Source organism: Enterobacter sp. 5-4, assembly GCF_000612205.1.
In the GTDB taxonomy this organism is placed as follows: domain Bacteria; phylum Pseudomonadota; class Gammaproteobacteria; order Enterobacterales; family Enterobacteriaceae; genus Enterobacter; species Enterobacter roggenkampii.
Genome location: NZ_JFHW01000008.1, coordinates 66,534 through 85,856 on the forward strand (window position 1 = coordinate 66,534; position 19,323 = coordinate 85,856).

Here is a 19,323-nt window from a genome sequence, read left to right on the forward strand (position 1 = left end):
ACAGCCCTGTGCCTCATCACAAGTAGCCCAAAAGGAGGAGTTCGGTGAATAATCAGCATCTGCGTTTTACCAAAGACAAATTTATTGTCACAACCGATCCCAGCTTTTTTCAGCTGGAAGCCATTCATGATTACCTCTCGCAATCGTCCTGGGCTCCTGGTATTGATGCTGAAACGGTCAGGATATCAATCCAGAACAGCCTTTGTTTCGCGCTCCTGGATGGAACAAGACAAATCGGCTTCGCCCGTCTGGTCACAGACTATGCCACTTTTGGTTATTTGTGCGACGTCTACGTGCTGAACGATTATCAGAAAAGTGGTCTTGGCCGTTGGCTGATTGAATGCTGTCATGCCCATCCATTGTTGTCACGTCTGCGACGGATAATGCTGGTAACCGACAGCGCGCCATGGTTATACCAGAAGCTGGGGTATAACCCATTGAACCGACCAGATTTTGTCTGGCAAATCAATCGACCCGATATTTATCGTAACCCCGGGCAAAAATAAAAGTACTTTGCAGAGAGTAATGATAAATGTGAATCCGCAGGGCCTGTCACTCTGATGCAGAAGAATTTGCTCTTTTAGCCGAACGAATCTTACGACATCCGCTTCTGGCACTGAGCGGATATGCTAACTGAGCTAAAGGTCCGCTGTGAGTGAGAAGCAAACATCTTAAGTAGGTTGTTCTTTTATGCTACTACCTCTATGTAGCCATGTTATATGGCTACATTTATACAGAAGTAAGGATTAGTCTTTTCCCGGCCCATAATTAAATTTTGTCCCTTTGCCAATGGCGTAAAACTGTCCGCCAGCTACATAATGAACAGTACGTAATTCATCTGGTGCATCATCAAAAATCCAGTGCCCATTTTTGAAAACGCGGTCATCACTCCATGCTCCGACAATTTCACCCATGAACAAGTTGTGCTGCTTTTCATTTTCTTCATTGGGTATGACCTTACATACTAACCAGCCAGCGCAACCTTCCACTAAAGGCAGATCAAACTCTTTCTGATAAAATAGTGGGATTTTACTATTTTTATCGGGTGTGTCGGAATAACTGTGACCTCCAGCATATAAAACCATTTCCATCTGATTCACTACTGGGATCTGTACAACGTAATATCCGCTTTTTTCTACAAGCCCGCGAGTAAATGCCTGTGGACCTATAAAAGCCATCACTTTGTTATTGCCTACTAATCCCACCCAGGCCGCTGCCATGACATTTTCAATGCCATCATTTTTAGCCGATATCATCGTCGTTGGCCCGACCTGTAATAAACGATAGGCTTTGTTTAACTCTACTGGTTGAATTGACATAATTTACTCTTTTGAGTTCTGATAAAAAGTAAGACTGGTTACTTATTTGATTGTTCGATTATATGGCTGGAATAGTTGCAAATTAATTGCTATTATCAAAATACATTATTGCAAATTTCACAATAATCATGGACAAACTTGACGCTCTAAAATTTTTTATCATCGCCTCTGAGACCTTGAACTTCCGCGAAGCAGCCATCAAGCTGTCGGTTTCACCATCAGTAGTAACCCGAACAGTCGCTGAGCTGGAGAAACAACTTGGTGAACCTTTATTCAAACGCAATACGCGTTCGATCTTTCTCACCAGTTTCGGCGAACTATTTTTACCCCAAGCGAAGCGACTGCTTGAAGATTCTGAAAAACTTTTTCAGACAGGGAAAGATGATAATGAAATGAAGGGTATTGTTCGTATCACATTACTTCGATTTCCAAATCATGAACAAATCTTGTATGAACTATTGACTGCACTACGTCCCTATCCTGAGTTATTTATCGACTGGCGTTTAGATATGATGAAACTTGATACTATTGAGCATCGTATTGATATAGGTATACGCGTAGGACGAGAACCTAATCCAAACTTTATCATTAAAAATATCGGACAAGTTGAACATATTTTGGTTACATCCCCTGAACTTATTGAGCGCCTGGGAGCACCTACTGATTTAGAAGATCTTCGACAGCGTTATCCATTTAGTGGTTTAATTAATCCTGAAACGGGAAAATCATTTGAGTTTATGAGTGACGCAGTAAATACTTTTGTCCCTCGTCATATTGAGTTTTATACTACAGATCCATATGCCGAAATTCAGGCTGCATTGGCCGGGAGAACGGTTGTACAGTCCAGCGACTTTATCTGTAGGGAGTACTTAGCAAGCGGCCAACTTGTTCCCCCATTGCCAGAACTGCGACAGGAGAAATGGCAATTTTATTTATATCGGCCTTACCAGCTGATTACTCCCAAAAGGGTGACGGTCGTTTTCTCGTTATTAGAAAAAATATTACGCAAATATTTCGCATCAAAATAACATTCTCCTCGACGTCCGCATCTGGCACAGAGCGGACATCAGAATATCGGCTATCCCCAACAAACGGATGGCTCTGGCGACAAAAACACTCACCTTCCCAGTGCCGCAACAATTGTCCCCTCCATTTTCTCGGGCGTAGTCATCGGTGCAAAGCGCTTGAGGGGTTTACCGTCACGCCCGATCAGGAACTTGGTAAAGTTCCACTTGATCCGCCCACCCAGCACGCCGGGCAATTCGTCTTTCAGATAACGAAAAAGCGGATGTGCTGCGGCACCGTTGACCTCGACTTTCTCGAACATGGGAAAGCTGACGCCGTAGTTAATGTAACAGGTCTTTGAGATGTCGTCGGCACCGCCGGGTTCCTGCTTACCGAACTGGTTGCAGGGGAAGCCAAGCACCACCAGCCCTTGATCGGCGTATTTTTTGTACAGCGCTTCAAGCCCCGCATACTGTGGCGTAAAGCCGCACTGGCTGGCCGTATTAACAACCAGAACCACCTTACCCGCATAGTCGGCAATAGAGATAAGTTGCCCATCCAGACGGGTGGCGGTAAGTTGATAAAAGCGAGTCATACTAATATCCCTCAAAGCTGGCCGAAAAGTCATGGTGACCACCCGCAGGGCCGTCACCGTGTAGAAAGTTTACATTCAAGCAGGCTATTTGTGATACATTCCTGGCGCGTCAATGACCACCACACTCGCTATCAGGTATGCAGAACATAACAAAAAAAATTCACTGGCTTCTGCTTACTCTGCCACTCCTCAGCGGTTGTGGCACGCTCTCGCAAATGTCCTCCCCGGAAGGTACTCAGGAACTTCTCACTCATGATTCGCTGGATGGCGACGTTGACAGCGTGGTGCGTCACTACATGGCGCAAAAATCTGTTCCCGGGATGACGGTCGCGGTGATCCATAATCACGGCTCACCGCAGTTTTACACCTGGGGCGTAACCGATGCGGTCAATCGCTATCCGGTCAGGCCCGACACCCTGTTTGCGCTCGGCTCGATCAGCAAAGGGATCACGGCAGAAGTGGTGGCTTGTCTGGTGAATGAAGGGCAACTGAACTGGAACGATAGCCTGGCGACATTGCTTCCGCCGGGGACGGCGCTTAGCGCGGATGCACAAAAAATCACCCTACTTGAACTGGTAACCCACACCTCCGGCCTGCCGCGTCAGAATATGGATGTTCCGATGCTTGGGAAATTCATCAGCTACTTAAGCACCGGCGATAATTTCTACGGTGAGCTGGATAGCGATAACGTGCTGCTCTACCTCGCCGACTGGCGAGCGCCAAAGAATAAAGTGCCGCAATACTCCAATACCGGCTACGCCCTGATCGGCTATATCCTGAAGCACAAAACCGGCGAAGATATCCAGAGTTTAGCCTCGCGCTATATTTTCCATCCGCTGCAGATGGCTAACAGCAGCTTTACGCCGCAGCAGCTAAAAGGATACCCCCAGCGGGCGCTAGGCCACGCGGGCGATCAGCCTAAATTTATCCCACGCGGGCAGCTCACACCGGACTGGCATTTTTCCAATAATATGGTGGCGGCAGCGAGCTTATACAGCAACGCTGAAGATCTGGCGGCCTATGCGCGCTATCACGTATCGACGACTCACAATCGCTTACTGGACAGCGTCTTTGCCGAAGTCAGGGATACCGACATTCAACGACCTGACGGAGTACAGGGTATTGCCTGGACCACCGACTTTATCGGTCTGGAGAAAATCACCTATCAGGTCGGCTATATCGGCGGCTACTCCAGCTTTATCGGTTATGACAAAGAAAGAGGCAATGCGGTGGTAGTGCTGCAAAATACCTTTAACTGGAGTAATTACATTGGCATTGCGCTATTGATGGATATGGCGAAAAAAGACGGCCTTATTACCTCTGGCAACCGTTTTGCGAATAATAGGATGCCTGAGCGCGTTTATCAGCAATAACGGTGAACGCCCGCCGTCAGATTCAGGCCTGATGTGCCAGATCTTCACGAGTCGGCCCCTGAAAGTAGATGGTACTAATATGGCAACTTCGAGGCTGAGTCAGTACAAAACGCATCGTTTCCCAGATTGACCATCCATTCATCAGACGCTGCCCCATTCTTGTTTGATTATCGACATGCGCATCTAAACCGGTCAGTTCAAAATCAGGCGGATATAACCCGGTTACCCGAATATTTTCTTTGGATAAGTGTTCTGACAGTTTCGTTGTAAAGCCGCTGAGCCCGTGTTTGCTGGCAAAAAAAGCGGGATGGGCAATGGAATCTGTAAAATTCGGAATACCGCATGCGGAAATAATCGCAATGATGTCAGCGCTCTCTGAGCGTCGCAATCCTGGAAGCAGCGCCTGGGTGAGCAGGATTGAACCAGTCAGGCCTGAACTGACGGTACTGACGATTTCTGTGCTCGATTGTTCGTCTATCGTCCCTGACAGCCACTGAGCAGCATTCAGTATTAAAATATCGATTGGCTTTTCTGAACGTAAGATCTGTGAAGAGAACTGATAAATGTATTCCGGCTGGGCTAAATCGCAGAGATACCCTCTTGCCACACCCCCTTCAGCCGCGATGAGGGCGCAGGTTTTTTCAATATCCTCGACCCGACGGGCGCTAAAATCCACGTCAACGCCCTCTCGCGCCAGCCAGACGCAAAGCGCCTGACCAAATCCCCCACCGCCACCCGTGATAACAGCGCGTTTTCCTCTCAGCATAACTCTGCGTCCTTTATCGTGATGAGTCTGTGTCGGAGGATTTATAGCATGGTGAGGCGGGGGAACATCTTCCCGTTAGTGCCATTTACAGCTGGCTAAAACAGCGACTGCATTGTACTTCACCATTAAAAATATATAATACGAGTTTTTTAAGGCTTACATTTCACCAAAAAAACTAAGTCGATAGGTATATTGCGCTATGCAATGCAAAAGAATGAACGATGAGCTTATTTACATCTAACTCTATTGCGATTCGGGTGTCCCCTGATGAAACACCAGCTTCCACTGGTCATTATCAAAACGCTCCCAACATGAAGAACGAAGAGAAGCACGACTGCCATCCTGATTAAACGTCCTGTAATATAATATTGCGATATTATCGCTTACGCTAATGAGTTGAAAATCGCTGCTGAGAATAGTCGGCGCGTTTACTTCATCAGAAAGGCATTCTATTGTCTCAGTACGAGTGACTAACACACCTGTACGCGTTATTTCTCTGAATTCTTTATGAAGTATCTGTTCGAGCCATTCCCTGTCTTTTCGCATCTCGCCATGTAGAGAACATTCAAGTCCAATAAGCTTCTCCAGGAGCATAGTGATTGTCCTTTTACATTTTGTCAGTTTTTTTAAAACGATAATCGCTCTAAGGCAACGTCCGCTCCAGCACGAAGCGGATCTCCCCTTACACCGCCGACTTCGGCCGCAAATTCTCGTCAAACGTCAGCCGTTTCCGTTCAGGCTCAACCTCACGCAGCGGCTCGACCTGGTGCATAGTGAGCTTGCAGCGCTCCACCAGCACCTGATACTCCCGCGTGCCCTGCTGCTTCCATGCCAGCTCCTGCTCGCTCAGCTCACGGATCGCCTTGGCCGGGCTGCCGATGATCAAATGGTTGGCAGGCATCTCCGCTTTGGCCTTCACGAACGCCGCCGCGCCGACGATGCTGTTTTCACCAATGACCGCCCCGTCCATCACCACCGCATTCATGCCCACCAGCGCATTGCGGCGGATCACGCAGCCGTGAAGAATGGCGCTGTGGCCGATGTGCCCGTCCTCTTCCACCACCGTGTCCTGCTCCGGGAAACCGTGCATCACGCAGTTATCCTGAATGTTCGCCCCGTCTTTCACCACGATACGGCCAAAGTCACCGCGCAGGCTGGCATTGGGACCGACATACACGCCTTTGCCCAGAATCACGTCGCCAATGAGCACCGCAGTGGGATGAACGTAGCTCTCGTCAGGCACGACCGGCGTCAGGCCGTCAATTTGATAAACAGGCATCTTCCCTCCTTATGCGCTTGTAAGACCACCGAAGCGTTGATAGTAGAGCGTGCCGGGCACGGGCAGTTCGCCGACGGAGGTTTCGCCCTTCTCGCTGACAAACGCCAGCGCTCCCGGCGCGACACGCTGATAGATATTTATGCAGAGCTGTCGGGCGCTTTGCCCCGCCCAGTGCGCAGGCAGTAACTCTTCCGGCAGCAGCGGGTCCTTCAGCACCACGCGACGATAAAAGTGAATCAGCAGCAGCTGGATCTGGAAACAGCGTTCCGGCGTCAGCTCCTCCGGCGCGGCCTCTTTTAGCAGCGGCAGCAGCGGCCGGAACGAGTTGATAAACGACTCGTACATCGCGTTTTGCTCGGTTAACTGCCAGCACTCTTCTACGCGTGAACGCAGCGCGGCGCGCGAGAGCGCCAGCGGCGAGTGGGCTTCAAAAAAAATCACATTTTCGGCCACGCCGGCATCGTGAAGCAGGGACTGCACGTCCGCCAGATGCTGCGACGGCGAGGCCATCAGGCTCGGTGCCAGCGTGCCAAACCCCTGCCAGATCAGCTGCTTTTTAACGTCGGCCAGGGTGGTTTTATCCAGCCCCTCGGAGAGCAGCAATAACCATTTACCGTCCCAGGCGGGCAGTTCCGCGCGGTAGATCTTATTCTCCGCGCGACGCGTCAGGCGCAGCCCCTTATCGCTCAGGCGGTAAAAGCTGCGCCGCCCGATGCGCGAGACGTCCAGCCAGCCCTCTTTGTTGAGGCGAAACAGCGCGGTACGCACGAACCGTTCGCCAAACCCCATGCCTTCCAGTAAGGCAGCCAGGCTGCCGAGCCAAATCTCACCGCCGCGATGGGAAAGCGCGTCACCGTATAACGAGGAGATAAGCGAGGTCCCGCTGACGGGAACGGAGCTGACCGCGTGCTGGATAAAGGCGTCGAGTTTATTCATGTGATTCATTCTGTTGTTATTTTTGTCCTGGATGAATCATAGCATAGGATTCTGGGATAGCCCGTCACCCTAACCCCCTCCCTTTGGAAGAGGGCCGGGGTGAGAGGAAACTTAGCCGTTGGCCGCAACTTTACGCAGGTCAAACACCCGGCAGGCTTTCCCCTCCGAGCGCGGGATGCTGCCGCAGTTCACGATCGTCACGTCGGTGGAAATCCCCACCATCGATTTAATGCGGTGGCGCAGCTGGTGGCACACCTGGCAACGCTGCTCGTGCGTCAGCGTCAGGCTGCTCTCTTTCAGCTCCACCTTCACGGAAAGTGAATCAAGATGTCCGCGACGGTTCACCTCCAGCTGGTAGTGCGGAGAGAGATGTTCGAACTTCACAATCTCCTCCTCCAGCTGCGACGGGAAGACGTTAACGCCGCGAATGATCAGCATATCGTCACTGCGGCCGCTGATCCGGTCCATACGGCGCATGCTGCGCGCGGTGGCCGGGAGCAGACGCGTCAGGTCCCGGGTGCGGTAGCGGATCACCGGCAGCGCCTCTTTGGTCAGCGTGGTGAACAGCAGTTCGCCCTGCTGGCCGTCATCCAGCGGCGTGCCGTCGTTCGGGTTAACGATCTCCGGGTAGAAATGATCTTCCCAGATGGTCGGACCGTCGACGGTTTCGATACACTCCATCGCCACGCCCGGCCCCATCACTTCGGAGAGGCCATAGATGTCCAGGGCCGTAATGCCTAAGCGTTTTTCAATTTCGCGGCGCATGGCCTGCGTCCACGGCTCGGCGCCGAAGACGCCCACGCGCAGGGAACAGCCGCTGGCATCGCCGCCCATCTGGCGCTCCAGCTCCTCTATCAGGTTGAGACAGTAGGATGGCGTCACCATGATCATGTCCGGCTGGAAATCGCGGATCAGCTGCGCCTGTTTCTCCGTCTGGCCGCCGGACATCGGGATCACCGTCGCGCCTAAGCGCTCGGCCCCGTAGTGCGCCCCCAGCCCGCCGGTAAACAGGCCGTAGCCATACGCCACGTGAATTTTGTCCTTCGCGCTGCCGCCCGCCGCGCGCAGGGAGCGCGCCACCAGGTTGGCCCAGTTGTCGATGTCGCATTGCGTGTAGCCGACAACGGTCGGCTTGCCGGTGGTGCCGGAAGACGCGTGAATGCGCACCACCTGCTCCATCGGCACGGCAAAGGTATCGAACGGGTAGTTATCCCGCAGGTCCTGCTTGGTGGTGCACGGGAACTTACGGATATCCGCCAGCTCGTTGAAATCGTCAGGGTGAACGCCCGCGGCATCAAACTTGCGTTTGTACATCGGCACGTTGTTATAGGCGTGATGCAGCGTCCATTTCAGACGCGCGGTTTGTAGCGCCTGTAACTCGTCAAGGGAGGCCGTTTCAATCGGATCAAGCTTTGTTGTATTTGTCATCGCAGGGTACTCACATTGTTTTTATGCTCAAACACGCTCAAGGATCATGGCAATGCCCTGACCCACACCGATGCACATCGTACACAGCGCGTAGCGCCCGCCGCGTCGGTGCAGTTCGTTACTCGCGGCCAGCGCCAGCCTGGCGCCGCTCATGCCCAGCGGGTGGCCCAGCGCAATCGCGCCACCGTTCGGGTTGACGTGCGCGGCATCATCCGGCAGGCCCAGCTGACGCAGCACGCCCAACGCCTGCGCGGCGAAAGCTTCGTTAAGCTCGATGACGTCCATATCGTGAATACTGAGTCCGGCGCGCTCCAGCACCCTGCGGGTGGCCGGTACCGGGCCGAGCCCCATCAGACGTGGCTCCACGCCCGCCGTCGCCATCGCCACGATCCGCGTGCGCGGGACTACCCCCTGCGCCAGCGCCATCTTCTCGCTGGCGACGATCAGCGCCGCCGCGCCGTCGTTAACCCCGGAGGCATTGCCCGCCGTGACCACCCCGTTCTTACGGAACGGCGTTTTCAGACCGGCAAGCTGTTCGAGCGTGGTGTCCGCGCGCGGATGTTCATCCACGCTGAACTCGTTGACCGCCCCTTTTTTGCCCGGCACCGGCACCGGCACGATCTCCTGCGCCAGAATGCCGTTCTGCTGCGCCTGCGCGGTACGCTGCTGGCTGCGCAGCGCGAAGGCGTCCTGATCGGTACGGCTGATATTTAACAATTCAGCTACATTCTCTGCCGTTTCCGGCATACTGTCAGTTCCGAATTGCTGATGCATGAGCGGATTCACAAATCGCCAGCCGATGGTGGTATCGAAGATCTCCGCCTGTCGCTGATACGCCGCGGTGGCTTTGCCCATCACAAACGGCGCGCGGGACATCGACTCCACGCCGCCCGCGATCAGCAGGTCGCCGTCCCCCGCCTTAATGGTGCGCGCGGCAAAACCAACCGCGTCCAGCCCGGAACCGCACAGGCGGTTGATCGTCGTGCCGGAGACCGTCTGCGGCAGACCGGCCAGCAGCGACGACATGCGCGCCACGTTGCGGTTATCTTCCCCCGCCTGGTTGGCGCAGCCGAAAATCACGTCGTCAATCCGCTCCAGGTCGAGCTGCGGGTAGCGGGCCAGCAGCGCGCGCAGCGGCACGGCACCGAGATCGTCAGTTCGAACGGCGGAAAGCGCGCCGCCGTAGCGGCCCACGGGGGTTCGAACGCCATCACAAATAAATGCGTCACGCATCAGGCCTCTCCTGTCACGCTGCCGCCGATGCGGTGAGATTTTCCGCGAAAAAGGGCGACGGTTTTCTGTTGTTGGTTATGGATTTCAATGTCATACACGCCGGTCAGCTTGCCCTGATGCTTCACCCGCGCGGTGGCGGTGAGCGTGTCCCCGGCGAAGCCCGGACGCAGAAAATCAATCGAGCAGCCGGAGGCCACCGCCGCCAGCCCCTGGCTGTTGCAGGCGTAGGCAAAGGCGGTGTCCGCCAGCGAAAACAGCTGGCCGCCGTGGCAGGTTTTATGGCCGTTCAGCATCTGCGGGGTGATGGTCATGGTCACCACCGCGTAGCCCTCGTCCATCTCGACAATGTCCATCCCCATCGCCTGCGCGCAGGCGTCGCGTTCGTACATGGTGCGGGCGTTATGCCAGGCGTTATGACTCATAGCTACTCTCCAGAAGCGCGCGCTGGCGCAGCAGTGAACAGGGGCGATAGCGCTCTTCGCCGTAATGACGCTGCAGGTTCTCCAGCAGCGTCAGCAGGCGCTGCCAGCCCAGGCGCTCGCCCCAGGCGATCGGCCCGCTCGGGTAGTTCACGCCCAGGCGCATGGCCGTGTCGATGTCCTTCTCGCTGGCGACCCCTTTTTGCAGGGCATCCAGCGCCTCGTTGGCAATCATCGCCAGCGTTCGCCAGATCAGCAGGCCGGGATAATCGGCAATTTGCACCACCCGGAGCCCCTGCTGCTGCAGGTAGCGGATGGCTTTTTGCGTCGCGGTATGCGGATTGCTGGCCGCGGCGGCAATGACCGCCACGTCGCGCTCAATGCGGTCGACCACCACCACCGGGCCGTTGAGCCGCAGCGCCAGCGCCTGCGCGGTCTCCCCCTGCGTTTCAATCAGGTACACATCATCAATTTCTGTGACACCGTCACGTATTTTTTCCACGCGCATCGGGCTATAGCTGTCGTTCACCGCCTTGACCCACTGCACGTCGGGTTTGTCACCCAGCCAGTCGTAAACGCCCTTCCCGCTCTTTTTGCCCAGCCTGCCTGCCAGCACCAGCTCCTGCTGAACCAGCGAAGGCAGAAAACGACGCTCCTGCCAGAAGGCGTTAAAGACCGAGCAGGTCACCGCAAAGTTCACGTCCTGACCAATCATGTCGGTCAGCTCCAGCGGCCCCATCGGAAAACCGCCGCCTTCGCGCAGGGCGGCGTCAATCACCTCCGGCGGCGCGACCTGCTCTTCCAGCGCGCGCCAGGCCTCGGAATAGAACGGACGGGCAACGCGGTTGACGATGAACCCCGGCGTGGACTGGCAGCGAACGGGCTGTTTACCCCAGTTCAGCGCCAGCTCGCACAGCGCGTCGGCCACTTCCGGAGAGGTCGCCAGCCCGCTGACCACCTCCACCAGCTTCATCACCGGCGCCGGGTTAAAGAAGTGCAGCCCTGCGACCCGCTCCGGGTGGTGGACGTCCGCCGCAATCGCCGTGACGGAGATGGAAGAGGTATTGCTGGTCAGCACCGTCTGCGGCGGGCAGATCTCAGCCAGCTGCGCAAACAGCGCCTTTTTCACCTCCAGCCGCTCTGAGGCCGCTTCAATCACCAGATCGGCCGCGGAGAGCGCCTCGATATCCGTGACGGGAACCAGCCGGGCAAGGATTTGGCTCCCGGCATCGGCAGAGAGTTTTCCGCGCGTTACCCGGGAGGCCAGACGCTGGCGGATCCCGTCGATGGCGCGCGATATCGCATCGCTGGAGATGTCGTAGATCAGCACCGGATGACCATGGCTGGCGGCGACTTCGGCAATCCCTGCGCCCATCGTGCCGCTGCCGATCACGGCGACAGTCCGTATATTCAGCATCTTATTTCCCCGTAAAGTTCGGCGCGCGCTTCGCCAGGAAGGCGCTGACGCCCTCGCGGTAGTCATCGCTGCGCCCGGCCAGGCGCTGATAGTCGCGCTCGAGATCGAGCTGGGCGTCCAGGGTGTTGGTTTCCGCGGCATTGATGGCCTGCTTGATCAGCCCCAGCCCGAAGGTCGGCTGCGACGCAAAATGCAGGGCCATCTGCTGCGCCGTAGCGGAAAGCTGTTCGTCATCCACCACCTGCCAGATCATCCCCCACGCCTGCGCCTGTTCAGCGCTGAGTTTGTCACCGAGCAGCGCCAGCCCCATGGCGCGGGCGCGTCCGGCCACGCGCGGCAGCAGCCAGGTGCCGCCGCAGTCCGGCACCAGACCGAGCTTGCTGAAGGCCATCACAAAGCTGGCGGAGCGCGCCGCAATCACCATGTCGCACCCGAGCGCCAGCGTGGCGCCCGCGCCCGCCGCCACGCCGTTAACGGCACAGATGACCGGCTTCGGCAGCTTTGCCAGGCTGCGCACCAGCGGGTTGTAGAAGGTTTCAACGGACATGCCCAGATCGGGCGCCGGGCCGTTGGGGTCGACGTTGCGGTCGTTCAGGTCCTGACCGGCACAGAAACCGCGTCCTGCCCCGGTGAGCAGCAGACAGCGAACGGTGTCATCGCGCTCGGCCTGTTTCAGGCACTCGGCCAGCTGCTGATGCATCACGTCGTTAAAGCTGTTCAGACGCTCCGGACGGTTCAGCGTAATGGTCATCACGCCCTGTTCTACATGACTGAGAATAAATTCCACAATTAGCGTCCTTTAAAGTCGGGGGTGCGTTTTTGTAAGAAGGCGTCGATGCCTTCCCGGCGGTCTTCAGTGGCGGAAAGCAGCGTAAACAGCTGGCGCTCCTGGGCCAGACCGGCCTGGAGCGGCACCTCCTGTGACTGCCGCAGCGCCTGTTTGGCCGCCTGCAGCGCCAGCGGCGAGTGGCGCGCCATCAGGGCCGCCTGCTTCAGGGCATACTCCAGCGTCAGCGCCGCCGGGAAAACATCGCTCACCAGCCCGGCGTTCAGCGCCTGCTCGGCGGAAATGCTCTCGCCGGTCAGCACCATTTTGCTGGCGAGCGATTTCCCGACGCTGCGGATCAGACGCTGGGTGCCGCCCGCGCCGGGCATGATGCCGAGCGTGATTTCCGGCAGGCCGAAACGGGCGTTGTCACCGGCAATCACCACGTCGCACAGCAGCGCCAGCTCGCAGCCCGCGCCCAGCGCGAAGCCGTTCACGGCGGCGATCAGCGGTTTAGGAAAAGCATTGATACGCGCCCACAGCTGCGGGCGAATATCGTTCAGAGTGGCGGGCAGGTCTTTCTCCGCCATCTCATTGAGATCGGCCCCGGCGGCAAAGCAGCGCTCGCTGCCGTAAATCACGCAGACGACGATGTCGGCATCCACAGCGGCGGCCTCAAGCTGTTCCGCAAGCTGGGTTAACAGCACGTTGTTGAGGGCGTTGCGCGCCGCCGGACGGTTTAGCGTCAGCTGCAGCACGCGGCCATGACGGGTAACAGTCAGCTCGCTCATGCCATCCCCTTCGCGTCGAAGTCGACGACCACGTCGGCGGTTAACGGTAACGACTGGCAGCTCAGCACATACCCGGCGGCCAGCTCGTCCGGCTCCAGGCTGTAGTTGGTCGCCATGTCCACTTTCCCGCGCAGCACTTTGCATTTACAGGTGGCGCAGACGCCGCCCTTGCAGGCATACGGCAGATCTGCCCCCTGACGCAGGGCGGCATCAAGAATGCTTTCGTCGTCCGCCGTCAGGGTAATTTCACGGTCGCGCCCGTCCTGGCGAACGGTCACTTTCTGTCCGCCCGCCTGCACGTGCACCGCGCGCTTAACGGTGATTCCGGAGGTGTTAAAGCGCTCAAGGTGAATGGATTTGTCCGACATCCCCAGCGCCTTCAGCGTGGCTTCCGCGTCGTCCATCATCGCCGACGGGCCGCAGATAAAGGCCTCGTCATACTGGCGGAAATTAATCAGGGTTTTCGCCAGCGCCTGCAGTTTTTCCCCGTCGATGCGGCCATAGAGCAGATCGCTGTCCAGCCGCTCCTGGCTGAAGATGGAGACCAGCTGCAGCCGCTGCGGGTATTTGTCTTTCAGGTCCGCCAGCGCCTGGCGGAACATCATGCTCTGGCTGCTGCGGTTGCCGTAGATCAAGGTGAAATGGCTGTTCGGTTCGGTCTCAAGCGTCGCGGAGATAATCGCCAGCATCGGAGTGATCCCCGAGCCTGCCGCAATCGCCAGGTAGTGGCCTTCACGTTCGGCCTGTGGCTGGTAGCCAAACTGCCCCTGAGGAACCATCACCTCCAGCGCCATGCCCGCTTTGATCTCATCCCGGGCATAGCGGGAGAAGCGCCCGCCGTCGATGGCTTTGACTGCCACGCTGATTTCGTCCGGAGCGGTACTCCGGCAGATGGAGTAGCAGCGGCGCAGCTCGTCTCCGCCTAGCGTCGTTTTTAACGTAAGGTGCTGGCCGGGACGAAAGCGGTAGGCCTCCTGCAGCGCCTGCGGCACCGCAAAGGTAATGGTCACCGCGTCGCGGGTTTCGGGTTCCACTTTTGCCACTGTTAATGAATGAAACGTTGTCATGGCAGCCTCAAATACATTTGAAATAGTCGAAGGGCTCACGGCAGGAATTGCAGCGGTAGAGCGCTTTGCAGGCCGTCGAACCAAATTCACTGATAAGCGAAGTGTCGGTGCTGGCGCAGCGCGGACAGCTCACCTCCACCGGCGCGTGCGCGTGACAGCTATGCCCCACGGGCGGACTGATGCCGTACGCCCGCAGGCGCTCACGCGCGTCGGGGGTCATCCAGTCGGTGGTCCAGGCGGGTTCGAGCTGGAGCACAATGTGCACCGGAGTAAAGCCGTGCGCGGTCATCGCCTCGCGGATCGCCCCCAACAGGTGTTCCGTCGCCGGACAGCCCGAGTAGGTCGGCGTAAAGCCAATGACCCAGCCTTCCCCCTGCGCCTTCACGCTGCGCACCATGCCTAAATCGGTGATGGTTAACACCGGCACTTCCGGGTCCGGGATCTGGCTTAGCAGCGCCCAGATCTGCGGGATTTGCGCGGGCGCGATGTCGACGAGGCGTTGCATAGCGTTCTCCTTTACCACTGCTGACCGGGATACGCGCGCTGGAGATACTGCATTTCCGCCAGCATCGGGCCCAGATGTTCGGTATGCAGCCCCTGCTTGCCCCCGGTGCGGTACGCCACCTCGGCGGGCACCTGCAGGCTGGCTTCATTCAGACCGGCATACACTTCGCTTTCCCACGGCTGACGCAGGAGGCGCGGGTCAACCGCCACGCCGGACTCAATCAGCTCCCGTTCGACGTCATCAGCTTCAAACAGCTCGGCCGTAAAACGCCACAGGTTGTCGATGGCCTGTTGCATTTTTTGCGCGGACGTTTCGGTCCCGTCGCCCAGACGCACCAGCCAGCCGCGGCTGAAGCGCAGGTGGTAGCGCGCCTCTTTAATCGCCTTGGCGGCAATGGCGGCAAGCTGGCCGTCGCGGCTTTGGATCAGGCGTTCATACAGCGCCACGTTCCAGGCATCCATCAGGTACTGGCGGGCAATGGTGTCGGCGAAGCTGCCGTTCGGCTGCTCCACCAGCAGGACATTGCTGAACTGGCGCTCGTCGCGGCCAAACGCCAGCGTGTCTTCATCGCCCTGGCCTTCCCGCTGCGCGGCATAGGTCAGGAAATTGCGCGCCTGTCCCAACAGATCGAGGCCGATATTGGCGAGCGCGAGATCGATCTCCAGCTCCGGCGCGTGGCCGCACCAGGCGCCGAGACGCTGAGAAAGCACCAGACCGTTGTCGCCCAGACGCAGGGCATAGGCAGTCACTGAATTCATTCTTTGCCTCACATATGCTCGATGCCGTCAGGAATGGTGTAGAACGTCGGATGGCGGTAAACCTTGCTTTCCGCCGGGTCGAAGAACTCGCCGCGCTCTTCCGGCTGGGAGGCGACAATCTCGCTCGCCTTAACCACCCAGATAGAACAGCCTTCGCTACGGCGGGTGTAGGCATCACGCGCATTTTCCAGCGCCATGCGATCGTCGGCGGCATGCAGACTGCCCACGTGACGGTGGGACAACCCCTGTTTGCTGCGTACGAACACTTCGTACAGCGGCCAGTAGACATTGCTCATCGTGATTCCTCTTAAGCCACTTTGCGGGCGTGTTGTTTTTCCGCGTGCGCCAGTGCGGCTTCCCGCACCCACGCCCCCTCTTCCCAGGCTTTACGTTTGGCGGCCAGGCGTTCGTGGTTGCAGATGCCGCGCCCGTTAATGACCTCGTCAAACTCGTGCCAGTCGATCTCGCCGAAGCGATAATGACCGCTCTCTTCATCAAAACGCAGGTCGGGATCGGGCACCGTCATGCCCAGCATCTCTACCTGCGGCACCGTGTTGTCGACAAAGCGCTGGCGCAGCTCGTCGTTGCCGAAGCGTTTGATTTTCCACGCCAGGCTGCGGGCGCTGTTCGGCGAATTGTCGTCGTTCGGCCCGAACATCATCAGCGCCGGCCACCAGAAGCGGTTGATGGCGTCCTGCAGCATCTGGCGCTGGGCTTCACTGCCCTGCGCCAGCGCCATGCAGGCTTCAAAGCCCTGACGCTGGTGGAAGCTCTCTTCTTTACAGATTTTCACCATCGCGCGGGCATACGGACCGTAGGAGGTTCGGCACAGCGCCACCTGATTGACGATGGCCGCGCCGTCCACCAGCCAGCCGATCACGCCGATATCGGCCCAGCTCAGGGTCGGATAGTTGAAGATGGAGGAGTATTTCATCTTGCCGTCGAGCATCTTCTGGTAGATGTCTTCCCGCGCGCAGCCCAGCGTTTCCGCCGCGCTGTAGAGGTAAAGCCCGTGTCCGGCTTCGTCCTGCACCTTCGCCAGCAGGATCGCTTTTCGGCGCAGCGTCGGGGCGCGGGTGATCCAGTTCCCTTCCGGCAGCATGCCGACAATTTCGGAGTGCGCATGCTGGCCAATCTGGCGGATCAACGTCTTACGGTAGGCGTCAGGCATCCAGTCCTGAGGCTCAATCGCCGTCTCCTGCGCTATGCGCTGCTCAAACCGTTGTTCTTGCGTCACGTCATCACCTTTATGATTCGTTAGTTTGCAAATTAAAGCGTAATGTTGAATCACTTTGTTTTTTAAAAGTTACACAAAGGTTAAATACAACCCCAAGAATTGTTTCCTGATTATGTGACATTGCTCGCAAGGCTTTTACTGCAGGCGCGCTGAAGAGCGTCCTAGCGCCGTGTTTCATCAGAGCGGATCACAACGTTAACAATTCATTAAAACTCAGCTTGATTTTTATGATTCATGATCAAACTATTAATGGGTAAATTACGTAACATTTGGAGATAAGCGATGCAGCAGTTAGCCAGCTTCTTATCCGGTACCTGGCAGTCTGGCCGGGGCCGCGAACGCACTATTCATCACGCCATCAGTGGCGAAGCGCTGTGGAGCGTGACCAGCGAAGGGCTGGACATGGCGGCCGCCCGTCGCTATGCGATTGAGCGCGGCGGCGAAGCGCTTCACGAGATGACCTTTATCGAACGCGCGGCCATGCTGAAGGCGGTGGCAAAGCACCTGCTTAGCGAGAAAGAGACGTTTTATGCCCTGTCCGCCCAAACCGGGGCGACAAAATCAGACAGCTGGGTCGATATCGAAGGCGGGATCGGCACCCTCTTCACTTACGCAAGCCTGGGCAGCCGCGAGCTGCCGGATGACACCGTGTGGCCGGAAGACGAGCCGATCCCGCTGTCGAAAGAAGGCGGCTTTGCTGCGCGTCACGTCCTGACCTCCAAATCCGGGGTGGCGGTGCACATCAACGCCTTTAACTTCCCCTGCTGGGGAATGCTGGAAAAACTGGCCCCGACCTGGCTTGCCGGCATGCCCGCCATCATCAAACCCGCCACCGCCACCGCACAGGTGACGCAGGCGATGGTGAAATCCATCGTCGACAGCGGGCTGGTGCCGGACGGCGCCATCAGCCTGATCTGCGGCGGCGCGGGGGATCTGCTCGACCAGCTCGACAGTCAGGACGTGGTGACCTTTACCGGCTCCGCCAGCACCGGGCAAAGCCTGCGCGTGCACCCGAATATTGTGGCGAATGCCATTCCGTTCACGATGGAAGCCGACTCCCTGAACTGCTGCGTGCTGGGGGAAGACGTCACGCCGGAGCAGCCGGAGTTCGCCCTGTTCATCCGGGAAGTAGTGCGCGAGATGACCGCCAAAGCCGGGCAGAAATGTACGGCCATCCGCCGCATTATCGTCCCGCAGAACCAGATTGACGCCGTGAGCCAGGCGCTGGTTGCCCGGCTGGAAAAGGTGGTGGTGGGCGATCCGGCGCAGGAAGGGGTAAAGATGGGGGCGCTGGTCAACGCCGAACAGCGTGCGGACGTGCAGGAGAAAGTGGAGCAACTGATCGCCGCAGGCTGCCAGGTCCGCCTGGGTGGCAAAGCGGATTTGCAGGCCGCTGGCGCGTTCTACCCGCCGACCCTGCTGTTCTGCCCGCAGCCGGATGAAACTCCGGCAGTGCACTCAACCGAAGCTTTTGGCCCGGTTGCGACGCTGATGCCGTATCGCAACGCGCGCCACGCAATGCAGCTTGCCCGCGCGGGCGGCGGCAGCCTGGCGGGTACGCTGGTCACCGCAGACCTGGACATTGCCCGCCAGTTTATTACCGGTGCGGCGCGCGCCCACGGGCGTATTCAGATCCTCAACGAGGAAGCCTCGAAAGAGTCCACCGGCCACGGTTCCCCGCTGCCACAGCTGGTGCACGGCGGCCCGGGCCGCGCGGGCGGCGGCGAAGAGCTGGGCGGCCTGCGCGCGGTGAAGCACTACCTGCAGCGCACCGCCATTCAGGGCAGCCCGACCATGCTGGCGGCTATTGGCAAACAGTGGGTGCGTGGCGCAGCGGTGCAGGAAGATCGTGTGCATCCGTTCCGCAAATACTTTGAGGAGCTCCAGCCGGGCGACAGCCTGCTGACGCCGCGCCGCACCCTGACGGAAGCGGACATCGTGAACTTTGCCTGCCTGAGCGGCGACCACTTCTACGCCCATATGGACAAGATCGGCGCGGCAGAGTCGATCTTTGGCGAGCGCGTAGTGCACGGCTACTTCCTGATTTCCGCCGCAGCAGGGCTGTTTGTTGATGCGGGCGTCGGGCCGGTGATCGCCAACTACGGCATGGAAAACCTGCGCTTTATCGAGCCGGTTAAACCGGGCGATACCATTCAGGTGCGTCTGACCTGCAAGCGTAAAACGCTGAAGAAACAGCGTACCGCCGAGGAAAAACCAACCGGCGTGGTGGAATGGGCGGTTGAGATCTTCAACCAGCACCAGCAGGCCGTGGCGCTCTACTCCATCCTGACGCTGGTGGCGCGCCAGCAGGGGGATTTCTGACACCTTCCCTTCACCGCCGTTCCTGCCGGGTGGCGCGATTGTATGACCGGATACATAGGTGACAGATCAGACCGGGAACATAGGTAACACTTTTAGTCTATCCGCAC

General features: G+C 57.7%; 21 protein-coding genes. 4 read left to right on the plus strand and 17 right to left on the minus strand.

Annotated elements, in window-relative coordinates; translation table 11 throughout:
• Positions 1-44: 44 nt before the first annotated feature.
• A complete protein-coding gene (locus AA74_RS0104300) occupies positions 45-506 on the plus strand; it encodes a GNAT family N-acetyltransferase (RefSeq protein WP_008502363.1) in 462 nt (153 codons plus the stop codon).
• 240 nt (positions 507-746) lie between these two features.
• Here the strand turns inward: AA74_RS0104300 and AA74_RS0104305 are convergent, their stop codons facing one another.
• The gene (locus tag AA74_RS0104305) at positions 747-1,319 is read right to left on the minus strand and encodes a flavin reductase family protein (protein WP_021241342.1); all 573 of its coding nucleotides are present in this window, start codon (positions 1,317-1,319) and stop codon (positions 747-749) included.
• 128 nt (positions 1,320-1,447) lie between these two features.
• On the opposite strand from AA74_RS0104305, the gene AA74_RS0104310 reads away from it, so the two are divergent.
• Positions 1,448-2,347: a LysR family transcriptional regulator gene (locus tag AA74_RS0104310; protein ID WP_025911335.1), complete on the plus strand. Its 900-nt coding sequence runs from the start codon at positions 1,448-1,450 to the stop codon at positions 2,345-2,347.
• A gap of 89 nt (positions 2,348-2,436) precedes the next feature.
• Here AA74_RS0104310 and AA74_RS0104315 read toward each other — a convergent pair whose 3' ends face one another.
• Positions 2,437-2,919: a glutathione peroxidase gene (locus tag AA74_RS0104315; RefSeq protein WP_025911337.1), complete on the minus strand. Its 483-nt coding sequence runs from the start codon at positions 2,917-2,919 to the stop codon at positions 2,437-2,439.
• Positions 2,920-3,056: 137 nt separating this feature from the next.
• On the opposite strand from AA74_RS0104315, the gene AA74_RS0104320 reads away from it, so the two are divergent.
• The gene (locus tag AA74_RS0104320) at positions 3,057-4,292 is read left to right on the plus strand and encodes a serine hydrolase (protein WP_025911339.1); all 1,236 of its coding nucleotides are present in this window, start codon (positions 3,057-3,059) and stop codon (positions 4,290-4,292) included.
• 22 nt (positions 4,293-4,314) lie between these two features.
• Here the strand turns inward: AA74_RS0104320 and AA74_RS0104325 are convergent, their stop codons facing one another.
• The 15 genes from AA74_RS0104325 to paaA form a co-directional block, all read right to left on the minus strand.
• Complete coding sequence (locus tag AA74_RS0104325; RefSeq protein ID WP_025911341.1) at positions 4,315-5,058, minus strand: SDR family oxidoreductase; 744 nt, start codon at positions 5,056-5,058, stop codon at positions 4,315-4,317.
• Positions 5,059-5,301: 243 nt separating this feature from the next.
• Entirely contained in the window at positions 5,302-5,652 is a 351-nt protein-coding gene (locus AA74_RS0104330; RefSeq protein ID WP_025911343.1) for a DUF4440 domain-containing protein, read from the minus strand.
• Positions 5,653-5,740: 88 nt separating this feature from the next.
• Positions 5,741-6,337 (minus strand): phenylacetic acid degradation protein PaaY, encoded by a 597-nt coding sequence (gene paaY / locus AA74_RS0104335; RefSeq protein ID WP_025757959.1) that lies wholly within the window; start codon positions 6,335-6,337, stop codon positions 5,741-5,743.
• A gap of 9 nt (positions 6,338-6,346) precedes the next feature.
• Positions 6,347-7,282 (minus strand): phenylacetic acid degradation operon negative regulatory protein PaaX, encoded by a 936-nt coding sequence (gene paaX, locus AA74_RS0104340; protein ID WP_021241337.1) that lies wholly within the window; start codon positions 7,280-7,282, stop codon positions 6,347-6,349.
• A 102-nt stretch (positions 7,283-7,384) separates the two neighbouring features.
• Positions 7,385-8,701: a phenylacetate--CoA ligase PaaK gene (paaK, locus tag AA74_RS0104345; protein ID WP_025911348.1), complete on the minus strand. Its 1,317-nt coding sequence runs from the start codon at positions 8,699-8,701 to the stop codon at positions 7,385-7,387.
• Between the two features lie 27 nt (positions 8,702-8,728).
• Positions 8,729-9,934, minus strand: a complete 1,206-nt coding sequence (pcaF, locus tag AA74_RS0104350; RefSeq protein WP_025911350.1) for a 3-oxoadipyl-CoA thiolase — start codon at positions 9,932-9,934, stop codon at positions 8,729-8,731.
• Positions 9,934-10,356: a hydroxyphenylacetyl-CoA thioesterase PaaI gene (paaI, locus tag AA74_RS0104355; protein ID WP_025911352.1), complete on the minus strand. Its 423-nt coding sequence runs from the start codon at positions 10,354-10,356 to the stop codon at positions 9,934-9,936. Before paaI ends, pcaF begins: the two co-directional genes overlap by 1 nt.
• On the minus strand, positions 10,346-11,770 hold the full coding sequence (paaH, locus tag AA74_RS0104360) for a 3-hydroxyacyl-CoA dehydrogenase PaaH (RefSeq protein ID WP_025911354.1): 1,425 nt from the start codon (positions 11,768-11,770) through the stop codon (positions 10,346-10,348). The genes paaI and paaH overlap by 11 nt, the downstream gene beginning before the upstream one ends.
• Position 11,771: 1 nt before the next feature.
• Positions 11,772-12,560 (minus strand): 2-(1,2-epoxy-1,2-dihydrophenyl)acetyl-CoA isomerase PaaG, encoded by a 789-nt coding sequence (gene paaG, locus AA74_RS0104365; protein ID WP_025911356.1) that lies wholly within the window; start codon positions 12,558-12,560, stop codon positions 11,772-11,774.
• Complete coding sequence (gene paaF, locus AA74_RS0104370) at positions 12,560-13,327, minus strand: 2,3-dehydroadipyl-CoA hydratase PaaF (RefSeq protein ID WP_025911358.1); 768 nt, start codon at positions 13,325-13,327, stop codon at positions 12,560-12,562. Before paaF ends, paaG begins: the two co-directional genes overlap by 1 nt.
• Positions 13,324-14,394 (minus strand): 1,2-phenylacetyl-CoA epoxidase subunit PaaE, encoded by a 1,071-nt coding sequence (gene paaE / locus AA74_RS0104375; protein WP_025911359.1) that lies wholly within the window; start codon positions 14,392-14,394, stop codon positions 13,324-13,326. The genes paaF and paaE overlap by 4 nt, the downstream gene beginning before the upstream one ends.
• A 7-nt stretch (positions 14,395-14,401) precedes the next feature.
• Positions 14,402-14,899: a 1,2-phenylacetyl-CoA epoxidase subunit PaaD gene (gene paaD, locus AA74_RS0104380; protein WP_025911360.1), complete on the minus strand. Its 498-nt coding sequence runs from the start codon at positions 14,897-14,899 to the stop codon at positions 14,402-14,404.
• An 11-nt stretch (positions 14,900-14,910) separates the two neighbouring features.
• A complete protein-coding gene (paaC, locus tag AA74_RS0104385; RefSeq protein ID WP_025911361.1) occupies positions 14,911-15,657 on the minus strand; it encodes a 1,2-phenylacetyl-CoA epoxidase subunit PaaC in 747 nt (248 codons plus the stop codon).
• 8 nt (positions 15,658-15,665) lie between these two features.
• Positions 15,666-15,953, minus strand: a complete 288-nt coding sequence (gene paaB / locus AA74_RS0104390; protein WP_008502380.1) for a 1,2-phenylacetyl-CoA epoxidase subunit PaaB — start codon at positions 15,951-15,953, stop codon at positions 15,666-15,668.
• An 11-nt stretch (positions 15,954-15,964) separates the two neighbouring features.
• Positions 15,965-16,894, minus strand: coding sequence for a 1,2-phenylacetyl-CoA epoxidase subunit PaaA (gene paaA, locus AA74_RS0104395; protein WP_025911363.1), 930 nt, complete (start codon positions 16,892-16,894; stop codon positions 15,965-15,967).
• Between the two features lie 282 nt (positions 16,895-17,176).
• On the opposite strand from paaA, the gene paaZ reads away from it, so the two are divergent.
• Positions 17,177-19,216 (plus strand): phenylacetic acid degradation bifunctional protein PaaZ, encoded by a 2,040-nt coding sequence (gene paaZ / locus AA74_RS0104400; RefSeq protein ID WP_025911364.1) that lies wholly within the window; start codon positions 17,177-17,179, stop codon positions 19,214-19,216.
• Positions 19,217-19,323 lie beyond the last annotated feature (107 nt).